The organism is Pseudoalteromonas distincta (genome assembly GCF_000814675.1).
GTDB lineage: Bacteria > Pseudomonadota > Gammaproteobacteria > Enterobacterales > Alteromonadaceae > Pseudoalteromonas > Pseudoalteromonas distincta.
Genome location: NZ_JWIG01000001.1, coordinates 500,638 through 520,775 on the forward strand (window position 1 = coordinate 500,638; position 20,138 = coordinate 520,775).

The following is a 20,138-nucleotide window of genomic DNA, read 5'->3' on the forward strand; positions in this document are numbered from 1 at the left end:
TTTAAGTCATGCTCATAACGCAACATATTATATGAGCAACACATTACTTAATGTAGGAGAAATTATGAGTAACAATAACGAATCAAACAAAACAACTAAATTTACCGCGCCAGGTATGAGTGACGAATCAGCCCAAAAAACAATAGCTACCCTCGATAACCGCATGGTTGCATTGATAGATTTACAGCTTACTTTAAAGCATATTCACTGGAACGTAGTGGGACCTAACTTTATTGGCGTACACGAAATGATAGACCCACAAGTAGACATTGTGCGCGAAATGACAGATACAATTGCAGAGCGAATTGCGACTCTTGGTGCAGTACCTGTTGGCACACCAAAATCAATTGTAGATCGCCGTACTTGGGACGAATACTCTGTAGGCAAAGGCCTAGTCACCGAGCATTTGGCTGCGCTTGATAAAGTATATAACGGCGTTAATGCCGATCACCGTAAAGCAATTGAGACTCTTTCTGAGCTAGATCCGGTCTCTGAAGATATGATCACCAGCCAACTAGCCGATTTAGAGCAATTTCAGTGGTTCATACGAGCACATTTAGAATCATCTACAGGCGAATTACAGAGCTAATACATCTAAAGTAAGAAAGCCCAGCATTATTATGCTGGGCTTTTTTTTGCGTAAAAATCTATTTATCGCTACCTAGTGTATCGCCCCCACCCCAGCTAGTACAAAATCAATATAAAAACAATAGAGAATTGGTATTACCAAAATGATTTTTAATTATTTTAACCTCTCCACTATTTCGCAAATTTATAAATCATTTAGAACTTTTAATGGTCGCTCTTCCAATTCAATATCACTTAAAAAGTAAACTAAACACGTATAAAAGTACGGCATAAAATTTAAAAATAGTACTAACAAATGTATTAAATAGTACAAATAATATATAAAAATGCCTTTGGTAAAGATACTTCAATAAAATTCATTCAAAATACAAAAAATAAAAACACACTATAAGCCATTAAATTTATTAAATATAAGAAAAATAAAAGAGGTTTTTGTAATACATATTGTGAAATTTTGGTAAACAAAGGTTGTAAATAAAGTTGAATTGGATTAATTTCAACCATACCACCTGTATGACACACTACAGGAAAGAAACAGTTAAATTGGTTAACCAAGCCAAGTAACAACACACACACAATGACGCAAGTCGTACCCAAACGGGAGAGATACATGAAACTCAATCAAATTACTTCAACATTAATTAATAAACATAAAAGAAGTAGCTCTACAGCAATCAGTGCCGCAGCCCTTTTACTAATGGCTTCTTCAAATATTGCAGCGCAAGAGGCTCCCGCAGCTTCAGAAACGGCAGCTGCAGACATTGAGGTTATTGAAGTAAAAGGCATGCTAGGTAGTATGAAAGCCGCCGCTATGCTTAAGCGTACTGACGGACGTATTGTAGATGCAATTGTTGCTGAAGATATTGGTAAGTTACCTGATAATAATATTGCAGAAGCACTGCAACGTATTACTGGCGTATCTATTAATACCGATTTTGGTGTGGGTGACAGTGTTTCGATTCGTGGCTTACCTCAAAACCGTGTTGAATTAAATGGTCGCTCTACTATTGGTGACTCTCGTGACGGCATTAGCTTGCAAGATTACCCATCAAGCTTCTTAAAAACAGTAGAAGTAGTTAAGTCTCCTACTGCCGATATGATTGAGGGTGCATTAGGCGGAACAGTTAGTTTAAAAACAGTTCGCCCATTAGAGTTAGATAAACTAACAGGCGCAGTTTCATTAGATGGTGAATACGCTGATAAGACAGAAAATGTAGCTCCTATTTTTAGTGGTTCAATTGGTAACAACTGGGACTTTGATGAAATGGGTACCTTTGGTGCCATTGCTATGTTTTCATTCCAAGATCGCGAAATTCGCCAAGATGAAACGTCTAGCCGTGTTAAACCTCAAGATATCGAAATTAATGGCCAAGAAGGTAATACACCTAGTGGCAACGCTATCGTAAGAGACGAGCACAGTGTTGAACAATATGTAGAACAACGTAAACGAACTGCTGTAAATTTATCTCTTCAATGGGCACCACAATCTGGTAATGGCATGGTGTATCTTGATTTAAGCGGCACAAAGCGCTCAGGTGAACAAGCTGGTAACTCTATTTTAGGTGTCGCAGGTTCGTTATCAACAGATGCAAATACAACTCAAGATGCTAACGGCGTAAATAATTACACGTTAACAAACGAGTTTGGTATTCCTAAAACATACAGTGACTTTCGTGAAACTGACTCGTTTTCAAATGCACTTGGTGCAGAGTGGAATCTTACTGACAGCATCAAAATCTCTGGTGAAATTGCGGTAGCATCATCAGAAAGCGTAAGACCTGATTCTGAATTTACACTTCGCCCAATCGAAAAATCAACATTTGAAGCAAGTGGCGGAACTCAGCTAACAAATCATTTATATGATGGTGCATTCTCTCAAAACGGTAATAAATTACCAAGCATCATTCATTCAGATCCTAATGCATTTACTGACCCACAAAACTTAGCACTTCGTACGTTTAAAAGTGAAGATAGAAGAACAGACAATGACGAAACAGCTATTCGTTTTGATGTTGAAATGTTTGAACCTCTCAGCAGCTTAAGCTGGGTATCTAAAGTAAAAGCGGGTGTACGTGTTACTAACCGCGATTACGAATATGAGCAATACAAAGTAGAAATTAAAGACATTTATAAAAATGCATTTAACGACTCAGACGGTTCGTTAGCCACTTTATGGGTTGATGACTACAACGCTGCTTTTTCAAATAGCTTTACAACAGTTAGCCACGACAACTCTTTTGACCAACTAGGTCATTCGGGACAAAACGACCTACTAACCTTTTTAAGCTACAACGGTTTATCTAACCCGGCCAATACTTACGCTCAACTTCAGCAGTTACTTGCAGGTACTAACCTAGCGTCAACGGGGAGTCTCTCAGATAACCAAGAGTTCCAAGAAAGCGCATACCGCAACGTAGTTGAAGATACAGCTGCCGTGTATATATCAGCGTACTTAGACTTTGATAACATCACTGCGATTGTGGGTGGTCGTTATGTAACTACAGATTTAGAATCTAGCGTATTTCTTAATGGCGAAAAAGTAACTGGCGACAATGACTACAGCGACTTTTTACCAAGCTTAAACGTTACGTATAACTACTCAGACGAAACATTATTCCGCTTTGCTGCTGCAAAAGTTATGCGCCGCGCTGACTTTAGCGAACTAAGCCCTGCATTTGACGTTAATAACGACATTACAGGTGCAACGCAAGGCTCTATTGATTTAGAACCATATCGTGCAACGCAATACGACTTATCTGTAGAGCATTACTTTGACCAAGGTAACGTAATTTCTTTCGCAGTATTTTATAAAGATGTTGAATCTTTCTTAAGTAACGAAAGTAGCTGTGTAGCTGCATCAAGCACTTCAACAGGTCAAAACGTAACTCAATGGAACCAAGTATGTCAGCTTGACGTTGCAGGTGTTTCACAAGATAACCTAGTTTACTCGGATGCAACTGACTTCCCAGTAGATGCTGATGGCTTTAACCATGTTGCAGGCTTACGTGACGCAGGACTAACGGGTATCGATACTGTTAAAAATGTAAATGGTGAAAACGGCTCAGTACAAGGCTTTGAAGTTGGTTATCAACAGTTCTTTACAGACCTACCTGGTGCATTTTCTGGCTTAGGCATTAACGCAAACTACACATACGCAGACAGCGAACAACCAAACGGTAACCCGTTATTAGATATTTCTAAAAATACGTATAACTTACAAGTATTTTGGGAATACGAAGGTTTCTCTACTCGCCTAGCTTATAACTACCGTGACAGTTTCTTAGATACTGAAAACGAGAAACGTGTAGAAAATATTAACTCAGACGGCAGTATTTCAGCAGAAGGTACTGTTTACGGTAATAACTACCGTGACGACAGAGGCCAGTTAGACTTCTCAGCAAGCTGGGACATTAACGAAAACGTGACCTTAGTAGGTAATGCGACCAACTTAACGGGTGAGCCTTCTATTTACCTATCTGAACTAGGTGGTGCTTGGAAGTACACTGAAGCGGATCGCCGTTACAGCTTTGGTATTCGCGCTAAATTTTAATTTTCCCTAAAAACTAAAGCCTGCTTTTATGCAGGCTTTTTTACGTCTATAAAAAAGTGGCTTTATATTACGTAAAAAACACACCCACCTAGCTATACTTATTTGAATATTAAATTTACTATCAAAACGTTGTAACTATTAGCAGGAAAACTAAAGTGCTGTCGCGTTTATATAATTTTATGCCCGGTTTAAATACATTGCTGCACTATGAACGCCAATGGTTTGCTGATGATGTAAGGGCGGCGCTATCAGTAGCGGCAGTGGCTTTACCTGTTGCCATTGCTTACGCACAACTAACCGGTGTTAACGCCGCCGTAGGGTTATACTCTTGCATACTGCCAATGATGCTATATGCACTTTTTGGTACTTCAAAACAATTAATAGTCGGCCCTGATGCCGCAACCTGCGCCGTTATTGCCGCTGTAGTAACACCTCTTGCTGCAGGTGACAGCTTTAAGCATTGGCAACTTGTTGTCACCATGACCGCTATGACCGGCTTTTGGTGCTTTATAGCCAGTAAATTTAAGTTAGGTGTATTAGCCGACTTTTTATCTAAACCTATTTTAATGGGCTTACTAAACGGCGTAGCCATCACTATTATTGTGGGTCAATTTTCTAAAGTATTTGGTTTTACTTTTGATGAGCGCTACTTACTTGAACGCCTCGGTGGTGTGCCCACGTACCTAGCGCAAACACACGTTCCAACCTTATTAATGGCTTTGTTTACACTGGTGGTCTATTTTGCCATGAAACGGATAAAGCCCACGTGGCCTGCATCTATGTTTGCTATTACCTTTGGTGCGCTTTTGGTATGGATTTTTGATTTAAAACAATTTGATATAAAAACCATTGGCACCGTAACTGGCGGGCTTCCCGTTTTTAATACCCCTGTTTTTGATTTAGGGATTATTCGTGAGCTGGTGGTACCCGCACTTAACTTAGCCATCGTGAGCTTTGTTAGTATGATGCTAACTGCCCGCAGCTTTGCTGCTAAAAATGGCTACGACATAGACGCCGATAAAGAATTTAGAGCGTTAGGTATTGCCAATATAGCGTCAGCTCTTTCGCAAGGTTTTGCCGTCAGTGGCGCCGACTCACGCACCGCTGTTAACGATGCAACAGGTGGTAAAACGCAGTTAGTATCAATAATTGCAGCGGCCATTATTGCTGTCATAGCTGTATTTTTAACAGCCCCACTTGAATTTATTCCAAGCGCAGCGCTAGGTATTGTACTTATTATTGCCTCTGTACACTTACTCGATTTAAAAGCTGTTTGGCAATTAAAACGAAAAGACAAACAGGCATTTTATCTCGCCTCAGCCACCTTACTTGCGGTGTTATTTATTGGCATTATACCAGGGATCACACTTGCTGTATTACTAGGGTTATTTCAATTTATTCGCACTGTTATGCGCCCAACAGACAACATATTAGGCGTAGATGTTAACGGTGTAGTAAGAAGCTTAGACGCCACAGATAAAGCAAAATCGGTGCAAGGCGTGTTTATCTATCGCTTTAATTCACCTTTAACTTACTTTAATGCCAGCTACTTTAAACGCAGATTACTTGAGCAATACGCAAGGCAAAAAGACGACACTCAATGTGTAATAATTGACGCTGTGCCCTGCTTTACTCATTTAGATTTAAGTGTAATGGCCATGCTTGCAGATCTCGACGTTATATTTAAAAAGCGCGATATAAGGCTTGAGCTTGCAGGTAGAAAACGTCAGTTACTTTCGTGGTTTGATATTGCAGGAATGAAGTCAGGAAAAGAAGGTATATATATTCACTCAGACTTATACATCGCCCTAAAAAGAAATAGCGTAAGCCAGCACACGCAAGAGGTTAGCTTGTTTGAGTCAGACGAAAATAAAGAACCGCTCACACAGCAATAAAATACAATAAGCAGATCAGCTAACTGATCTGCTGTTTAGTATTAATTACTTTTTATACTTTTGGGTAGTTTGAAGGAAAAAACGCTTTTTTAGCGTCTTCATCAAACTCTTTTTTAAAGGCTATATCTGTACCAATTGCGCGTGCACGTGCAACCGCTGGGCGGCTATCAATGCTTTCAAACCAACGCTTAAGATTTGGGTACGGTGCTAACCCCTCTTCACCTAATACAACCGGTGCTTTATCAATCCAGCCCCATGCAGATACATCAGCAATGGTATACGTATCACCCACAATAAAGTCACGACCTTCAAGGTGCGTATCAAGTACTTCGTAATGGCGCTGCGCTTCACGTAAATAACGATTAACCGCGTAATCAAGCCCTTCTGGCGCCATATGTCTAAAGTGAACACTTTGCCCTGAATACGGACCTAAACCCGATGCGATAAACATTAACCACGACAGCATTTCAGCGCGGTCATCGCCCTTGCCTTCAAGCTTCCCATATTTTTCAGAAAGGTACATTAAAATAGCATTCGAATCGAACACACGCGTTTCACCATCAACAATTGCTGGCGCTTTAGCGTTTGGATTAATTGCTTTAAATTCAGGTGTATGTTGCTCACCTTTTAAAGTATCAAGAGGAACAAGTTCAAACGGTAAGCCTGTTTCTTCTAAAAAGAGCGCAACCTTCATTGGGTTAGGAGTATGGTGAAAATAAAATTTAATCATATAAAGTTCCTCAATAATTGAGCAACGATTAAAGCACAACTTGAGCGGGTGTTCAAATTAAGTTTTAACTAAGTAAAATACACAGTTAAAACGTGATTTAATTGTGAGTATTTCGTGATACTTCATTCGTAAATATCATTTAGGCTGAATGCAATATCAGCCTTTGCGAGAAGTAACATGCCTTTTAAAGCACTATCCCATCCATTTTTAATCTCACTTGTTGGGTTAATAATTTTTTGCTTTCAAAGCCAAGCTGCTGAGCAAGTAACTATTTCTAGTACAGCTAATCCGACTACCTTTTTAGAGCTTTACACATCGCAAGGTTGCAGTAGTTGCCCACCAGCAGAGCGCTGGATTTCAACGTTTACAGATGATGAAAAACTATGGACTGATTTAATCCCTATTAATTTTCATGTTACTTATTGGGATTATTTAGGATGGAAAGACCAATTTGCCTCTGCTGTTTTTAGTAAAAGACAACGCACGTATAAGGCACTCGGTAAAAGTAGGATTGTAGCTACTCCAGGATTTATGGTTAACGGCAAAGGGTGGCAAGGTTGGTTTTATAAACAAGCTATTCCTGTAGCTAAAGCCCGTTATTCAGGTAATTTAAAAGCGACTATAAACAACAGTAAAATTAATCTCGAATACGATACTGTTAATACCGAAGATAATACTAACCAAAACTTAATAGCCCATGTAGCTCTATTAGGCTTTGGCATAGAAACACAAATACACAGCGGCGAAAACGCAGGCCATAAGTTAAAACACGACTTTGTTGTTATTGGCTACGAGCAAAGTGACATGCAGACCAAGCAGCAATTATCATTAACTGACTTGACCATGCCTCGCGCTAAAAAAATATCGCCAACAAAGCAAGCCTTAGTGTTTTGGGTATCTAAAAAAGGCGACCCTACTCCACTACAAGTTGCAGCCGATTGGTTTTAAAAATTAAAGTTAATTGAATAAAATTACTAATTAACAACTCAGCGCGCAATAAATGTCCCTGTATATCAACTATAGAAAAAGGCTTTCAATAATTTAAAAACTAATGAATTAGCATTGTTATTACAAAGAATTTATTCTTTTTTATTGTGTGTACCTGTATAAAACATAAATAACATTGTATTTACATCGACTTTTGTTTATAAAGTAAGTTGAATGGACTCTTGAAATAAGTAATTGACTTATAAGTATAAAAATCAAGCGCCTATCAATAAAAACTTCTGCAATTATCTATATGGACAAAAATTTATGCGAATTAACCAAAGCCACATTAAAACAATTGTAATCGCTGCAATTACAGCTTCCTCTTTAGCTGGGTGTGCTACAACATCATCAAAAGTAATAGAAACACCAGCTGTTGCTAGCTATAACACAACCTACTCAGGTACAAAAAGCAAACTAGTCGTAGGTCAGTTTGTAAACCGTTCGAGCTTTCAAAATGGTATATTTTCATCAGGCCAAGACCGTTTAGGCAGCCAAGCAAAAACAACACTAATGAGCCACTTACAACAAACAAATCGCTTTAGTGTGCTTGATCGCGACAATATGGCAGCCCTTGCAGAAGAAGCAAAGTTAACAGGTACAAAACAAGTTCTTAGCGGTGCTAAATTTGTTGTAACTGGTGATGTAACAGAGTTTGGCCGTAAAGCCATTGGCGATCGCCAGCTTTTTGGTTTATTGGGTAAAGGTAAATCGCAAATTGCTTATGCTAAAGTAACGCTTAATGTTGTTGATGTTACTACATCAGAAGTTATTTATTCAGTGCAAGGTGCTGGTGAATACAGCCTATCAGAACGTGAAGTTATTGGTTTTGGTAGCACAGCTTCATACGATGCCACATTAAATGGCAAAGTACTTGACCTAGCTATTCGCGAAGTCGTTAACAAGTTAGTTACTGGTCTTGAAGCTGGCCAATGGGGCAATAAATAATGAAAAAGCTAATTACCTTAGCATTTGTTTGTATAGCCCTAACGGGTTGTAACTCAACGAAAGAACCTATTTACTATTACGGTGACTATAGCACTGCCGTATACGCCTATTTAAAAGCAGATGACGTAACAGCCGAAGAGCAAATTAGTATGCTTGAGCAAATTATTGCCGATGCCGCAAACAAAAGTAAGAATGTTGCACCTGGCCTACATGCTCACCTAGGTATGCTGTACTTTGAAACGGGTAATCCTTCATTAGGCACTACTCACTTCGAAACTGAGAAATCACTTTTCCCAGAATCAGTTCATTACATCGACTTCCTTCTAAAATCTGCGAAAGGCGCTTAATATGCTTAATTTAAAATCATACACAGCGATCGCATTAGTCGCATTACTCGCTGGTTGTGTTTCACCTCCACCAGCACATGACTACACAGCATTTAAACAAGCAGACCCTCACTCAGTTATTATTTTACCTCCGCTAAATAATACACCTGAAGTAATTGCACCATACAGTGTGATGACTCAAATGGTCGCGCCTATAGCTGAGTCGGGTTTTTATGTTTTTCCTGTAGCTTTAGTTGATCAAACCTTTAAAGGTAATGGCCTCACTGTTGCAAGCGACGTACACCAAGTACCGGTGAATAAATTACATGAAATTTTTGGTGCAGACTCTGCGCTTTACATCACTATTGAAGAATACGGCACTAGCTATGTTGTAATTTCTAGCGAAACAGCTGTAACTGTGTCAGCCTCACTAGTTGATTTACGCACTGGCGAGCAATTATGGCAAGGCAAAGCAAGAGCCTCTTCAGCTGAACAACAAAGTAATGGCGGTGGTGGCCTTGTAGGTATGCTTGTTATTGCAGCAATCAATCAAATTGCTGAAACGGTAACCGATAAAGGCTTTGAAATCGCAGCAATGACTTCAACACGCTTACTTTCTTCAGATGTTTACAACGGCTTATTATATGGACCTCGTTCACCTAATTATGGCCAACCAGCACCAAGCGAAAAGAAAAAATAACTCTTATTGTTATTAACCTAAATCTTAAAAAGGCCGAATCATTAAATGGGATTCGGCCTTTTTAATAAAAGCTTACCTAGCTAAAAACCTTAGCAAAGTTACTTTTAAGTATTTAGAGCAGATTTTAAAAACTAAAATTAATAGCAACAGAAAAAATAGTTTTTATAATAATACTAACTAAAAAAGCCACCATAAAAAACATAGCAAATGCAGAAACAGCCCCGCCACCGGTATACCCTGCTTTAGCTTTTTCCACCATCAATACATAAATTCCTAATCCTACGCTTACCTTAAACCATAGCCAGTAATCGTTGCTAAAAAGAGGAATTGCAGCAAAACCTATTATGGGCACTAATATTTTGCCCTCTTCGTTTTTGTGTAATAAATAAAAAGCCATAATCGCAATATAAAATAGAGCCGTTATATCAGGCATATAAATAACTTCCTTGTAAGAAAATAATAAAAACCAATAAACGCGGCGATTATACCTATTACTGAGTCCCTATAAAATCTGATAATTGTGTTTACTTTTTAGCTGTGCAATATTAATTCACTAATAAGTACAAGGATTGCTAAACCTATTTACAGGTTTGGTATAAAAACTAAAAGGATGAATATGATTAAGCCATTTTACGCTAGCTGTTTGTTAGCCCTCTCGCTATTAACACCCAGCCTTGTAAAAGCAAACCCGACAGCCTCGCAGTATCAGGAAATTCTTAACGAGAGCCTAGTTGAAAACGAGCCCGGGGTATCGGTAATTATAAGTAAAAATGGCAAAGTACTTTTTAAAGGAGCGCGCGGGCTTGCCAACCTTGAGCATAACATTGCACTTAATGAGCAAAGCGTTTTACGTTTAGGTTCTATTTCAAAACAATTTACTGCAGCTGCAATTATGATGCTGCAAGAGCAAGGTAAGCTAGCGGTTACCGATGATATTCATAAGTATGTTGCAAGCTTTCCTACTGAAGGCAACCTCGTCACAATCGAAAACTTATTAACCCACACCTCAGGCATCGCCAACTACACAGATGACGACGATCTCTTTGATAAAGAAATACAAGTACCCACCAGCGTTGACGATGCGTTAGCGAGATTTGCCAAACACCCAATGGTGTTTAAACCCGGCGAAGCGATGGCTTATTCAAATACCGGCTATTCACTGCTTGGTAAAATAATTGAAGTGGCAAGTGGCCAGTCTTACAAAGACTTTATTGAACAACACATATTTAAAAAGCTAAAAATGAACCAGAGTAGTTATGAAGGGCAAGAACTTGTTGCCCATCGCGCATCTGGCTATGAGCAAACAGAGCAAGGATTTATCAACACCAGCTACATTAATATGGATTGGCCATATGCCGCTGGTGCGCTTATATCTACTCCAACTGACTTAAACATTTGGTTTAGTGCCCTATCGTCTGGCAGGCTCATTAGTAAAGCAAGTTATGAGAAGATGGTCAGCCCTTTTAAACTCAATGACGGCAGCTTTTCATCCTATGGTTACGGATTAATTATTAAGCCTTTGAATGAATACACCGTAATTAAACACACTGGCGGAATAAATGGCTTTTTAGCACATGCACGCTATATTCCAGAGCAAAAGCTATATGTTGCAGTACTGGCTAATTCAAACCACATAACCCCTATTTTTATCAACGAAAAACTCACAGCCAAAGCACTGGGTATTGCGCTCCCCGTGTTTAAAAAAGCAGATGTAACAGCGCAGCAGTTAGCGCCCGTATTGGGTGATTACCGTATTGATAAAAACACCTTACGCAGCCTAATTTTTGAAAATGACGTTTTGTACTCTAAGCGCACCGGTGGCGATAAAACAAAACTAATTACCATGTCTAAAAATAGCTTTTACTATCCTAATTCAAACAATTACTTAGTAATAGAAAAAGACAGCCAAGGCCAATTAGTAATGAAGTATTTTAGTGGATTATCAACAACGCCCACTGAGGCGATTAAAATTTAGCGACAAGTTTGAGCGAGGCACACAATGCTTCGCTCTTGCTAAATAGCTCTCTCTAAAGCTACTTTGATTTATTAAGCATCGCTTTTAAATCGGCAAATGGAGAATGCGTTGCAGCCTCAACTTTTCGCTCTGTAGTCGACCCGCCATACATAATATGTTCGTGGTATTTATTGTGCTCATTGTCGTGGCAATAAATACACAATAACTCCCAGTTACTGCCATCCTCTGGATTATTACTATGGTTATGATCTATATGATGCACCGTTAACTCACGTAAATTAGAGTACTCAAACTCACGGGCACAACGCCCACATACCCAAGGGTACAATCTTAAGGCTTTAATTCGGTACCCTTCCTCTTGCTTCACATAAGCCTGAGGCACTGCGTTATTCTTACTCATAGTATTCCTGATAAATTTACTATTTCGGTGATCAATACTAAAAAAACTTAATTACTGACAAATCACCAAAAGAAGTATCTATATGCCGGCCTGTTTGCTCCCACGCGCGTAGTACGACCATAAGTTTTTTATTGTCGGAAGTCCAAGAAATTCCACCGCCGTATGCTTCAACTTTTTCGGCGCCCGAATCTTTTAACCCCAGCCCAGGGTTTGTGTTTTGAATATGCCCTTTACCTACTTTGTATTCAGCAAATACGTGAACATTATGCGGTAACGAAAATGATAAAAGCGAGCCAATACTCGCCCCGTACGAATTAGAAATTAACTTAGTGACCTGTGGTGCAGACGAATTTAAAAAATCAGCCTGAAACACAATATTATCTTTATTCTCAAGAGATACATGCTTGAAAGACCACGCGCCAACAATACTTAACGACATATCAAATTTGCTGCTTAGCTTTGGCCTATTAAGAAAAAAATGCTCAAACAAAGACGCTTTATTATTGAAGGTATAAAAGTTGTGTTGGCCAGATAACTCAAACTTGGTTGAACGTGTATTTTGCGAGAAAATTTGATCTGTTTGATTGCCGCTTAAATTGCTAGCCGTGCTTTGCAGCCCTTCAAGCGTTTGATAGTTAAATGTGATTTTAGAATTTTTAAATTTTCTATACGAGAGCAGTATATCTTGTGTTTTTGTTTCAACATCATCTTCAAAAATATCGGCTGAGTAACCAATTTCAATGTCGTTAATATCAAAAAACACACCCACACGCTGGTTATTTATGGGCTCTAACGAAAACAGTGTTTTTTGATTACTCCCAGCCAAGTCGTCGTATATTAGCGCGTGGCTAGTGCTTGGGTTTGAAATAGTGGTTCGTACCGATTTTAAGTCGAAGTCAAAAGCTAATACAGAACCAGATAGAAATGCCGATAAAACGGCAAAGCCCACAATAACTAAGTAATTGCGATTCATTAAAAACACTCAAAAATTAATTTGTATTAGAGTAGCGTTTTTTTCACCTTAACTTATCACAAAAGATTAACAATTGATGAAAAATTTAAATAATGCGCTTTATGCCATTTTTTGGGGTGCTTTCAAGGTCAAACTCACTTACATGCTTAACCAGCTCCGGAAAAAACGTTAAAAACACGGCTTCTAATTCATTGTAGTTACGCGTTATATCATCAGCCGCGCCCGCAAAAGTGTTCGTAAAACGAATGCGTTTGGCTATATTATCGAGCGCAAGCCCTACTCCCTCAACGGTTTCGTACTCTTTAAACCAATCGTTTTTAGTCATACTTGTTACAACATGCTGCATTCGCGCTGGCATAACAGGTATACGGTTATTTAAAAGCTGATAGCTGGTGTACTTAAAATCACTTAAAGGTTGCTTGCTAAATCGTTGCCAATGCACAATTAAAAAGTGATCAAACACCACATCAATAGCCACACCAGCAAAGCGTTTACGCTCGGGTGAAAAGTATTGTTTAGCATGTTTTACTACTGGGTGAGAGTCGGTAAATTTATCAACTAAATAATGGTTATCGAGGCCATTTTTAACCGTGTTTGGTAAGTGCTTTACATGTCTTTTTCCACCAAAGTCACCCAACAGGTTCCCAAAATGAGAATCGGCTGTGGGCTGCGCTAAATAAAGATGAGCTAAATAATTCAAAGTGTTCTCTGATTGGCTAATACAAATAAATAATAACGCAAATTTAAACCAAACTCACATTCGTGTTTAAAGCAGTACTTATGGTTTTTCTTACCAGTTTTTACTCAAACATACTGCAAAGTATTGTATAAACATCGCAACTATAAAACGTTTATATAAAAAGCCGCTATATCAGCTATGGCGGCTTTTTAATGCTTCAGCCTTGTTGTTAGTTTGATCAAAACTAATTACTCGACTTTACCCAATTTCCATTATCATTTTTGCTATAACTATTTTTAACCGCCGACCAAGCTACTTTGTGCGCTGTTGTTTCGCGGTCATCATCGTTTTTTCTATCGCTAGGGTCCTTATAGGTATCCCACGCACTATTAAACGCCTCTTGATATATCTCTTGAGCATGTTTAGGTAAGTTACTCTTTACCGACTCAGGTAATTCATCACGATTTTTATATGGCATAACTTGCTCCTTGTATTTACTCAATTACGCCACAAGCAACACGTTTGCCACCGCCGCCTAATGGCTTTGGCTTATCTGCATAGTTATCACTTCCTTCGTGAATCATTACTGCGTGTTGTTTAAGTTTTTCAAGCGTGAGCCTTGGTGCTAAAACAGGCGATTTAGCTTGGCCACTTTCATTTACATACAACGCCGGTAAATCGCCTAAATGGCTATCCCCCCAAGGAGCATCATGATGCTCGCTAGCTTTTGGATCGAAATGCCCACCAGCGGCGCCCCCCGGCACAACTTTATCGCCTTTTTTCTTGGGTTCACAACTAGCAAATTGGTGAACATGAAAACCATGCATCCCCGATGTTAAACCTTTTAAACTTGGTGTAAAAACAACACCGTTATCATTTTCTGTTAGTGTAATAGTACCTAGTGATTGCCCTTGACCTGACTTAGTTACTTGGTGCATTTGAACTTTTACATTAGCCAGTGCGCTATTTTGTAGTAACACACCGGTAAGTAGTATCGCAAAAGCTGGTTTTAAAACGCGGGTTAAAGGTCTTTTAGCGTTTGAATCAAACTGCAAACAATTCATCATCATCTCCTCGTTAGTATCAAATTAATAAAGCAATAACGCTAAATTAAGCGACTATTAAACAAGTAGTTTCAATGTATATACCAGCCCTACGCGTAAACATGATTTTATGTATTATTTATTTTTAATTTATTGATTAAAAAGTAAATTTATAGTTTTTATTACGTTTAAATAAATAGCTAATTAATTAAAAAAACTGACTTTCACCCAAAAGTTAAGCAAAAACCAAGGCATATTTACAAACAGAATGGCAACTTTACAAAACTCATAAAAGAAGATTACCGACGATCCAACCCAAAAAGACAAGCCAAGTTAAAAAGTAGCTATTAAAAAGGCCATTATTATATAGGCGGTAGTCTCGAGAGTTGGTGTTGTTAGGGAGGCCTTACGACATGTAATAAAAAGCGCCTATCTAAATAAGTCTTTTCTATAATCAAAGCATGTTTAAAACCAATTTACTTATATATGGAGTTTATTTAATGACAAAAAATTACGTTAATATTTATAATTGCTCCGCCGTTAAAAACGAAAAAAAGGTGAAACTAAGTTTCACCTTTTTAATTAATTTTGAAACTAATTAGTTAGCATTAAGCCGTAGAAACGTTACTTGCGCCTGCATTGTTAAGTATTTCTTCAATAGCGTTTTTGTTGTCACTATCGTACTTAACACCAATTAATATAGAGCCCTTTTCAATGGCATCTTCATAATACTTAATTTCGTGCTCAGGAATAAATGCACCAATTGCAGCACCTAAAGTACCACCTACTGCGGCGCCTGCGCCACCAGCAGCACATGCTGCGACTAATGGTCCGGCAACTAATAAGCCCGTACCACCTGTTGCTACAGTACCTACTGCAGTAAAACCGCCAATAATTGCAGCAAGAATACCACCTGAAGCCGCGCCTACAAGGCCACCTTCAGCGGCTTTTGTACCTTCGTCTACAGCAAAATCTTCCTTTGCGTATGAGTCGTTGGCTACAATGCTTATGTCAGCTTCATTAATACCTAAAGCTTCTAATCTATAAATTGCGAGTGTTGCTTGTGATGCACTTTCGAACAACCCAGTAATAACGGTACTCATAATAACTCCTTTATTTTATTTAAGAAAATACACTTACTACTAAGCAAAACCCAAACCACAAATTTAACTGTTAAAAATCAACACCTTACACAGGCAATTGTATCGATTTACTTGTTTAAAAGGTAAAAATTGCTAAGCTTTGTAAAAAACTCCTACTAATATAAGAAAACTTACTAGTAAGCAGTACGCAGCTTTAAATCAAAATAAATTATTACTTACTCCACGTAATTTCAGCTAATTGGTTGGTCGCTGTTTGATGAATGATCAGCCCATTATTCCCCATGCGCATATGCCTAATTAAGCCAGAGTAGACTCCTTCTTTACTCGGAATTTGCCAGCTCTGCATAGTTTCGGTACTAAGGTCGAACCTTACTAGGGTTTCAGGACGCTTGGCTGACTCGTTAAACCAAATGGCCTTATCGGCATATTCAATTGCATACGGGTGACTGTTTTCACCACTGGGATTATCCCACTGCGTTATTTTACCGTTTTTGGGGTTATAGCGGCCAAGTTTACCCATACCAGAGTTAACATAAAAAACCATATCGTCAGGCGTAATGGCTAATCGCCTAGTATGCGTTTTAGCGCCTGGGAGTTTAATCTCACTAAGCTCCATGGTATTTTTATCAACTTTAACCAAACAGTTACTACCATTACACGACACCCACGGCGAACCGTTTGAATCGAGCTTAATACCATATGGGCGTGAGCCTTTAGTGGGTAAAGTAGCCAATTGAATATCGCCAGTTGTAGGGTCTAGCTTGCCAATCATATTGCTATGCTGGAGGGTAAACCAAAATATTCCGGCTTCATCAAATACACCAGTATGCGGGTCGCGGGCATTTTTATTTGGCATTTTATACACTTTAAATTTTTCGGTTTTTAAGTCTAAATATCCAACCGTGCCATTTTTATTGCCTAAAAACCAAGGGGTTTGATTTTTATCAAGCGACACACTGTGCGCATAGGTACCACTTGGCAGTGTGTACTCTTTCATATCGCCGGTTTGAGGGTCTAACCTGCCTAAAATATTACCCCACTGGCCAACCCACCAAATAATGCCATTTTTACCTTGCACCGGATCGCGAGCGCGCTGCCCAAGCGTTGGCACTTGCCAGTACTTAAAGCTAAGCTTTAAATCGCCGGAAACAACCTTAGACTCGCGCTTAGTGTTTACAGGATAATGCTCCGCTAAATAAGCACTTATATCTTTATTAAGCGCGGTATCTGCGCCCGCATCAACCATATAGCTTATTAATGTTTGCCAGTCCTGCTGGCTATAACCCGCGCTGCGCTCAAGGTTAGTTAAACTATGGCAACTAGCACAAAGCTGCTCAACTACTGGCCCCTCATCCTTGCCATAAACAGATAGCGGTGCAAACAAAGTGCCCGACACAGCCATTACCAAAACGTATTTATTAAATAAAAATCGATTTTTACTCATAACGCCCTCCCTTGTTTTTTAATATTAAAGCATAGGGTGAAAGTGTTTACTATCTGTACAGCAATGAGTGCGATAAGCCGCCTAGAAGGTAAGTTAAATTGCAGAGTTAATATCTAAAAAGAAGATTTTGAGCAGAGTTGCGCACGCTCTACAATGGTTATTTAGCTTGTGTGTAAATGTAGTGAAAGTGTGATGTGAGTGTGGTTTTAAACGACTAATTTGCATAAAACAAGAACGCCCTGATTTAAAAGCGCCTCAGCCTATCGGTACATAAATTGCTGTTATTAATATTCTTACTTAAAGAGTTATACATAAATAACGCTGCCGTTATTTATAAAAAGGAGAACATTATGAGTAATAAACAACTAATTACGACAATAGGTATAGGTCTCGCCGCTGCATCTGCAGGTATGTTAACAAGGAAAACTTTACAAAAATCGTGGGAAAAGGTTACCAACGAACCAGCTCCAAAAGATAGACCAAGCGAAGAAACAGATCTTAAAGAGGCCGTTACATGGGCAGTAGTTTCAGGTATTGGCGCGGGTGTTGCAAGAATGGCCGTACGCTACGTACTAGACAAGCGCCGCTCCAAATAAACCTACCCAATTAATACCTCTTATAAGTATTAAGCGTAATACGGTAAGGCTCTAAAGGCGGCTTGCGACAACCACTCCCCAGTTGTCGCAAGCAACTTGGCAAAAGCTTAGGTTAAGATTACTTAACTATTGAGCTAAAAAATATATTAATACCCAAATCGAGGTTCAGTGGTGAAACTTAAAAAGTCGGATGGCACGGCTGCGCCGCTTATCCAACCTACATAGGTTGAAAAACTGGAGGTGCCTTGCAACATGACCCTTTATTTTAAGCAGATACACTCTATTAAACATTAACTCTCTTTCAAAGTTGTTGCCTGCCTACAAGCTTGCGTATAATGCACGCATTCCGGCTGCATTTTTTAGCCGCTAACTTGGATTTTAATAATGAAAAAACTCTCTGCAGTGCAAATAAAACAGCAAGCACTTGTACTTAATACTGCTGAAAAATTAGAAGAACAAGGCCGTGCTGAGCTCCCAGGCATGCTGCAATGCTGGTTTGATGTGGAATACCACTTATTTCCAAGTACACTACTGCTGTGCTTTCAGTTTGAAAACGAGCAAGCCTTAGCGGCCGCAGAGCCTGACTTATTAAAGTGGCAAAAACGCTTAAGCGGCGCAATGCTTAAAAAGGGCGTGATTTTAAAAGATATGCGTAAACATTTAGTGTTTACCTTAAAAGGACCTGACGATTAATAGAGGGTTTTAAAGGGATATAAGGCCTTTCGCTCGTGTAGCCGAAGCGCATAAAACCATAATGAAAAGCCGTTGCATTGCTGTAACGGCTTTTTACTTTTATCAGAGCTTAAAGTAGTACCTATAAAGATCAATTTTTGACTCAGGGATTTTTATTAGCCGATGATACTAATTGGCCGTTAAACAATACTAATGCACGGCAAAAGCAAATATTAGTTGATTCAACGTTAATTGGTTGCCCTAAGTTAGCAATAGTAGGATAGTAAATTACACATAAAACAATAGCTTTATCTTAGGAGTATTATGATCAAAGTATTATTAGCGACCAGCTTAATTGCCTCTTCATTCGCTGCTTTAAGTAATCCTTTAACTGTTGAAGAACAGCGTATCAACAAAGCCCAATCAGCAATGCCAAATGTTTTAAATACATTTACCCCACAAGTATCAAGTTTTGAGCAACAATTTAAAGAATTAAACGACTTTAAAAGTGCAAAAGCATTAGTACAAAGCTTTAGCTTTGAACTGTGGGAAAACGCAAAACAACGCATAATAAAAACCAATAACTACGACGACCGAGAGCTTTACTGGGCACGCCTGCTTTCAAGCAAAGTAATACGCACAACTCCACCTAAATTTTCAATTACGCAGGCTCAACTAAATACTTTACTAACCCTACTTGAGGAAGGCAGTAGAGGCCGTACCGATCTTGCTTTTTCATCAGGCAGCACTAAAAAAATATTACTCACAGGCTTTGACCCTTTTTTACTCGATAAAAACATAAACCAAAGTAATCCTTCAGGTGTTGCGGCGTTATTACTCGACGGCCAAGTTATTAATTACAACGGCATAAGCGCAGAAATTAACACCGTTATGGTGCCTGTACGCTACGAAGACTTTGATCAAGGCATAATAGAGTCGCTACTTGCCCCCTACTACGCACTTAATAATGTAGACATGGTAGTCACCGTAAGTATGGGCAGAACAGAATTTGATTTAGAGCACTTTCCAGGTAAACGTCGCAGTGTAACCGCCCCCGATAATGCCAATATTGTGTATGGCGGAACGCAAACAAACCCAGTAATACCAAAGCTTAATGGCCGACCACTCCCGGGCAACGAGTTTGTAAAATTTAGCTTGCCTGTAACTTACATGCAAAAAGCCAAAGGCCCTTATAAAGTTATCGACAATCATGAAGTCACCACGCTTGAAAAAACCTATAAAGCGGGTTCGTACGGCGAGCTTAAAAATAGTATTGCGGTAAATGGGGGCGGCGGTGGTTACTTGTCTAACGAAATATCGTACCGAAGTATTCGCCTGCGCGATGCGCTTAATTCAAGTATACCTACAGGGCATATTCATACCCCACGTATACAACAATTCGAACCTGAAACAGAAGCTAAAATAGTAAAACAAATAAAGACAATGCTAGAGCAAAGCTTAGTAGCGCTATAGTTTATAACAACCAATTTAAGCGCGTAATAAAGGGCAATAATATTGCCCTTTATTTT

20 protein-coding genes are annotated in these 20,138 nt (G+C 39.0%); 11 read left to right on the forward strand and 9 right to left on the reverse strand.

Going from position 1 to position 20,138, the window contains the following annotated elements; translation table 11 throughout:
* The first annotated feature begins 64 nt into the window (after positions 1–64).
* The 3 genes from dps to QT16_RS02195 all read left to right on the forward strand — a co-directional run bounded on the left by dps (position 65) and on the right by QT16_RS02195 (position 6,033).
* Positions 65–589 carry a DNA starvation/stationary phase protection protein Dps gene (gene dps, locus QT16_RS02185; RefSeq protein WP_024595435.1) on the forward strand — a complete coding sequence of 175 codons (525 nt, stop codon included), beginning with the start codon at positions 65–67 and terminating at the stop codon, positions 587–589.
* 609 nt (positions 590–1,198) lie between these two features.
* Positions 1,199–4,138 (forward strand): TonB-dependent receptor, encoded by a 2,940-nt coding sequence (locus QT16_RS02190; protein ID WP_039485198.1) that lies wholly within the window; start codon positions 1,199–1,201, stop codon positions 4,136–4,138.
* A 155-nt stretch (positions 4,139–4,293) separates the two neighbouring features.
* Entirely contained in the window at positions 4,294–6,033 is a 1,740-nt protein-coding gene (locus QT16_RS02195) for a SulP family inorganic anion transporter (protein WP_039485201.1), read from the forward strand.
* A 52-nt stretch (positions 6,034–6,085) separates the two neighbouring features.
* On the opposite strand, the gene QT16_RS02200 is transcribed toward QT16_RS02195, so the two are convergent.
* Positions 6,086–6,763: a glutathione S-transferase family protein gene (locus tag QT16_RS02200; RefSeq protein WP_039485204.1), complete on the reverse strand. Its 678-nt coding sequence runs from the start codon at positions 6,761–6,763 to the stop codon at positions 6,086–6,088.
* Positions 6,764–6,940: 177 nt separating this feature from the next.
* On the opposite strand from QT16_RS02200, the gene QT16_RS02205 reads away from it, so the two are divergent.
* The 4 genes from QT16_RS02205 to QT16_RS02220 all read left to right on the forward strand — a co-directional run bounded on the left by QT16_RS02205 (position 6,941) and on the right by QT16_RS02220 (position 9,724).
* A complete protein-coding gene (locus QT16_RS02205) occupies positions 6,941–7,711 on the forward strand; it encodes a DUF1223 domain-containing protein (protein WP_039485207.1) in 771 nt (256 codons plus the stop codon).
* Positions 7,712–8,017: 306 nt separating this feature from the next.
* Positions 8,018–8,698, forward strand: coding sequence for a CsgG/HfaB family protein (locus QT16_RS02210; RefSeq protein WP_039485209.1), 681 nt, complete (start codon positions 8,018–8,020; stop codon positions 8,696–8,698).
* Complete coding sequence (locus tag QT16_RS02215) at positions 8,698–9,045, forward strand: DUF4810 domain-containing protein (RefSeq protein WP_008165258.1); 348 nt, start codon at positions 8,698–8,700, stop codon at positions 9,043–9,045. Before QT16_RS02210 ends, QT16_RS02215 begins: the two co-directional genes overlap by 1 nt.
* Position 9,046: 1 nt before the next feature.
* A complete protein-coding gene (locus QT16_RS02220) occupies positions 9,047–9,724 on the forward strand; it encodes a DUF799 domain-containing protein (protein WP_008165257.1) in 678 nt (225 codons plus the stop codon).
* A gap of 124 nt (positions 9,725–9,848) precedes the next feature.
* Here the strand turns inward: QT16_RS02220 and QT16_RS02225 are convergent, their stop codons facing one another.
* Entirely contained in the window at positions 9,849–10,121 is a 273-nt protein-coding gene (locus tag QT16_RS02225; protein ID WP_238719403.1) for a hypothetical protein, read from the reverse strand.
* A gap of 219 nt (positions 10,122–10,340) precedes the next feature.
* Here QT16_RS02225 and QT16_RS02230 point away from each other — a divergent pair, with 219 nt between their 5' ends.
* A complete protein-coding gene (locus tag QT16_RS02230) occupies positions 10,341–11,699 on the forward strand; it encodes a serine hydrolase domain-containing protein (RefSeq protein ID WP_039485215.1) in 1,359 nt (452 codons plus the stop codon).
* A gap of 58 nt (positions 11,700–11,757) precedes the next feature.
* Here QT16_RS02230 and QT16_RS02235 read toward each other — a convergent pair whose 3' ends face one another.
* The 7 genes from QT16_RS02235 to QT16_RS02265 form a co-directional block, all read right to left on the reverse strand.
* On the reverse strand, positions 11,758–12,099 hold the full coding sequence (locus QT16_RS02235) for a YajD family HNH nuclease (protein ID WP_024604747.1): 342 nt from the start codon (positions 12,097–12,099) through the stop codon (positions 11,758–11,760).
* A gap of 37 nt (positions 12,100–12,136) precedes the next feature.
* On the reverse strand, positions 12,137–13,072 hold the full coding sequence (locus QT16_RS02240) for a hypothetical protein (RefSeq protein WP_039486026.1): 936 nt from the start codon (positions 13,070–13,072) through the stop codon (positions 12,137–12,139).
* A gap of 85 nt (positions 13,073–13,157) precedes the next feature.
* Complete coding sequence (locus QT16_RS02245; protein ID WP_039485225.1) at positions 13,158–13,772, reverse strand: acyl carrier protein phosphodiesterase; 615 nt, start codon at positions 13,770–13,772, stop codon at positions 13,158–13,160.
* Positions 13,773–13,995: 223 nt separating this feature from the next.
* Positions 13,996–14,229: a ChaB family protein gene (locus QT16_RS02250; protein ID WP_039485228.1), complete on the reverse strand. Its 234-nt coding sequence runs from the start codon at positions 14,227–14,229 to the stop codon at positions 13,996–13,998.
* Positions 14,230–14,245: 16 nt separating this feature from the next.
* Positions 14,246–14,815: a superoxide dismutase family protein gene (gene sodC / locus QT16_RS02255; protein ID WP_082007341.1), complete on the reverse strand. Its 570-nt coding sequence runs from the start codon at positions 14,813–14,815 to the stop codon at positions 14,246–14,248.
* A gap of 587 nt (positions 14,816–15,402) precedes the next feature.
* A complete protein-coding gene (locus QT16_RS02260; RefSeq protein ID WP_039485231.1) occupies positions 15,403–15,897 on the reverse strand; it encodes a general stress protein in 495 nt (164 codons plus the stop codon).
* A 211-nt stretch (positions 15,898–16,108) separates the two neighbouring features.
* Positions 16,109–17,341 (reverse strand): Vgb family protein, encoded by a 1,233-nt coding sequence (locus QT16_RS02265; RefSeq protein WP_039485235.1) that lies wholly within the window; start codon positions 17,339–17,341, stop codon positions 16,109–16,111.
* A 350-nt stretch (positions 17,342–17,691) separates the two neighbouring features.
* On the opposite strand from QT16_RS02265, the gene QT16_RS02270 reads away from it, so the two are divergent.
* The 3 genes from QT16_RS02270 (at position 17,692) to QT16_RS02280 (ending at position 20,082) form a co-directional block, all read left to right on the forward strand.
* The gene (locus tag QT16_RS02270; protein ID WP_002958040.1) at positions 17,692–17,937 is read left to right on the forward strand and encodes a DUF4235 domain-containing protein; all 246 of its coding nucleotides are present in this window, start codon (positions 17,692–17,694) and stop codon (positions 17,935–17,937) included.
* Between the two features lie 384 nt (positions 17,938–18,321).
* Positions 18,322–18,630, forward strand: a complete 309-nt coding sequence (locus QT16_RS02275) for a hypothetical protein (protein ID WP_007579961.1) — start codon at positions 18,322–18,324, stop codon at positions 18,628–18,630.
* Between the two features lie 303 nt (positions 18,631–18,933).
* Positions 18,934–20,082, forward strand: a complete 1,149-nt coding sequence (locus QT16_RS02280) for a PA0049 C-terminal domain-containing protein (RefSeq protein WP_039485243.1) — start codon at positions 18,934–18,936, stop codon at positions 20,080–20,082.
* Positions 20,083–20,138 lie beyond the last annotated feature (56 nt).

Bases quoted from the DNA above. Each gene is read 5' to 3' on its own strand.
- QT16_RS02270 (WP_002958040.1), top strand. From the start codon at position 17,692: ATGAGTAATAAACAACTAATTACGACAATAGGTATAGGTCTCGCCGCT.
- QT16_RS02225 (WP_238719403.1), bottom strand. From the start codon at position 10,121: ATGGCTTTTTATTTATTACACAAAAACGAAGAGGGCAAAATATTAGTG.
- QT16_RS02200 (WP_039485204.1), bottom strand. From the start codon at position 6,763: ATGATTAAATTTTATTTTCACCATACTCCTAACCCAATGAAGGTTGCG.
- sodC (WP_082007341.1), bottom strand. From the start codon at position 14,815: ATGAATTGTTTGCAGTTTGATTCAAACGCTAAAAGACCTTTAACCCGC.
- QT16_RS02205 (WP_039485207.1), top strand. From the start codon at position 6,941: ATGCCTTTTAAAGCACTATCCCATCCATTTTTAATCTCACTTGTTGGG.
- QT16_RS02210 (WP_039485209.1), top strand. From the start codon at position 8,018: ATGCGAATTAACCAAAGCCACATTAAAACAATTGTAATCGCTGCAATT.
- QT16_RS02230 (WP_039485215.1), top strand. From the start codon at position 10,341: ATGATTAAGCCATTTTACGCTAGCTGTTTGTTAGCCCTCTCGCTATTA.
- QT16_RS02240 (WP_039486026.1), bottom strand. From the start codon at position 13,072: ATGAATCGCAATTACTTAGTTATTGTGGGCTTTGCCGTTTTATCGGCA.
- QT16_RS02215 (WP_008165258.1), top strand. From the start codon at position 8,698: ATGAAAAAGCTAATTACCTTAGCATTTGTTTGTATAGCCCTAACGGGT.
- QT16_RS02220 (WP_008165257.1), top strand. From the start codon at position 9,047: ATGCTTAATTTAAAATCATACACAGCGATCGCATTAGTCGCATTACTC.
- QT16_RS02250 (WP_039485228.1), bottom strand. From the start codon at position 14,229: ATGCCATATAAAAATCGTGATGAATTACCTGAGTCGGTAAAGAGTAAC.
- QT16_RS02235 (WP_024604747.1), bottom strand. From the start codon at position 12,099: ATGAGTAAGAATAACGCAGTGCCTCAGGCTTATGTGAAGCAAGAGGAA.
- QT16_RS02260 (WP_039485231.1), bottom strand. From the start codon at position 15,897: ATGAGTACCGTTATTACTGGGTTGTTCGAAAGTGCATCACAAGCAACA.
- dps (WP_024595435.1), top strand. From the start codon at position 65: ATGAGTAACAATAACGAATCAAACAAAACAACTAAATTTACCGCGCCA.
- QT16_RS02275 (WP_007579961.1), top strand. From the start codon at position 18,322: ATGAAAAAACTCTCTGCAGTGCAAATAAAACAGCAAGCACTTGTACTT.
- QT16_RS02265 (WP_039485235.1), bottom strand. From the start codon at position 17,341: ATGAGTAAAAATCGATTTTTATTTAATAAATACGTTTTGGTAATGGCT.
- QT16_RS02280 (WP_039485243.1), top strand. From the start codon at position 18,934: ATGATCAAAGTATTATTAGCGACCAGCTTAATTGCCTCTTCATTCGCT.
- QT16_RS02190 (WP_039485198.1), top strand. From the start codon at position 1,199: ATGAAACTCAATCAAATTACTTCAACATTAATTAATAAACATAAAAGA.